At 51.3% G+C, this 1,808-nt stretch carries 1 protein-coding gene and 3 pseudogenes; 1 reads left to right on the forward strand and 3 read right to left on the reverse strand.

Annotation, left to right across the window (positions count from 1 at the left end; translation table 11 throughout):
- From BGK49_RS13710 to BGK49_RS13720, 3 pseudogenes are all read right to left on the reverse strand, one after another.
- Window positions 1-289 (reverse strand): annotated as a pseudogene (locus BGK49_RS13710) (IS1-like element transposase); the annotation flags it as partial.
- Between the two features lie 56 nt (window positions 290-345).
- A pseudogene (gene chbA / locus BGK49_RS30455) lies at window positions 346-591 on the reverse strand (PTS N,N'-diacetylchitobiose transporter subunit IIA); the annotation flags it as partial.
- A 50-nt stretch (window positions 592-641) separates the two neighbouring features.
- Window positions 642-1,502: pseudogene (locus BGK49_RS13720) on the reverse strand (PTS transporter subunit EIIC); the annotation flags it as partial.
- Window positions 1,503-1,551: 49 nt separating this feature from the next.
- On the opposite strand from BGK49_RS13720, the gene BGK49_RS13725 reads away from it, so the two are divergent.
- A partial coding sequence (locus BGK49_RS13725) for an IS1-like element transposase (RefSeq protein WP_024259250.1) occupies window positions 1,552-1,808 on the forward strand: 257 nt, incomplete at its 3' end.

A 1,808-nucleotide genomic window follows, 5' to 3' on the forward strand; every position in this document is an offset into this window, starting at 1 on the left:
TGTATGCGCGAGGTTACCGACTGCGGCCTGAGTTTTTTAAGTGACGTAAAACCGTGTTGAGGCCAACGCCCATAATGCGTGCACTGGCGCGACATCCGACGCCATTCATGGCCATATCAATGATTTTCTGGTGCGTACCGGGCTGAGAGGCGGTGTAAGTGAACTGTAGTTGCCATGTTTTACGGCAATGAGAGCAGAGATAGCGCTGATGTCCGGCAGTGCTTTTGCCGTTACGCACCACGCCTTCAGTAGCGGAGCAGGAAGGACATCTGATGGAAATGGAAGCCACGCAAGCACCTTAAAATCACCATCATACACTAAATCAGTAAGTTGGCAGCATTACCCTTTCATCTTACCTTCGCCCGCATCGCCTTCAATCAGTTTCGTCTGTACCAGATGCGCTTCATTCAATGCCATCCGTGACTGATCCATCATGGCTTTTGCTGCGGCAAAATCGCCCTACTTCGCCTGTTTCAGTGCCGCATACGCCAGGCTGCGCGCTTGTCCGGAGTTGATGATAAGCCCCATCACCACTTCTTCCAGCTCTTCAGCTTCTGTTTGCGTATCGGGAATGTTATCGAGATCCATCATACATCGTTCCTCTCTCTTCTTACCGGCACGATTAACCGTACCGGCATCGATTAAAATTTCAGGGCGTTAGCGATATCTTCTTCGCTCTCTTCTTTATCAATCGCGTTTTGCGCTTTGTTAGCCACCACAACAAAGGGCAGATAAATTAACGTTGCGATACCAAGGTTGAAGAGTGCGACCAGCAATGCAGCGACGCTACCGTTGGTGTTAAAGAAGGCTCCCAGACCGGTTGGCATGGTCCACGGTGCAATATTGGTCACCGGAGGAATAATGCCCATGTAGTACGCTGCGAGGGTGATTGCCGCCAGAATCGGTTGTACCAGTACAAACGGGATAAACATCACCGGGTTCATGATAATTGGCAGACCAAACAGAATCGGTTCGTTAATCTGGAAGATGCCGGACGGCAGCGCCAGTTTTGCCACCTGACGATAATCAGCACGGCGAGAGGCGATAAAGATAGCCAGGATCAGGCCTAAAGTCGCACCACTGCCCCCAAGGAAAATAAAGGAGTCCAGCATCGGCTTGGCCCAGATATGGAAGGTCTTACCGGCTGCCAGCGCCGCTTCGACGGAACCATATTGCTGATAGGTCGCGATATTTTCCAGCGCCCACGGCGTCATAATGCCGTTGTCCAGTGCGGTCAGCGCCAGCGCGCCATGAATACCGAAGAACCAGAGCAGTGGAACAAAGATCACATAGGCCCAGCCCACCACGCTACCCAACGATGCCAGTGGGGTTGAGATGGTATCCATAATGATCTGATGGAAGTTGGTGCCCCAGGTATTCAACGCCCAGGCAATAATCCCCATCACGGAAAGAATAATAAAGCCGGGAATTAATGCCGAGAAGGAACGCGATACTGAAGCAGGTACGCTGTCGGGCAGTTTAATGACCCAATTGCGGGTAATGCTGCCAACTTACTGATTTAGTGTATGATGGTGATTTTAAGGTGCTTGCGTGGCTTCCATTTCCATCAGATGTCCTTCCTGCTCCGCTACTGAAGGCGTGGTGCGTAACGGCAAAAGCACTGCCGGACATCAGCGCTATCTCTGCTCTCATTGCCGTAAAACATGGCAACTACAGTTCACTTACACCGCCTCTCAGCCCGGTACGCACCAGAAAATCATTGATATGGCCATGAATGGCGTCGGATGTCGCGCCAGTGCACGCATTATGGGCGTTGGCCTCAACACGGTTTTACGTCACTTAAAAAA

The sequence above is a fragment of the Shigella sp. FC1544 genome (assembly GCF_001722145.1).
Taxonomy (GTDB): Bacteria; Pseudomonadota; Gammaproteobacteria; order Enterobacterales; family Enterobacteriaceae; genus Escherichia; species Escherichia coli.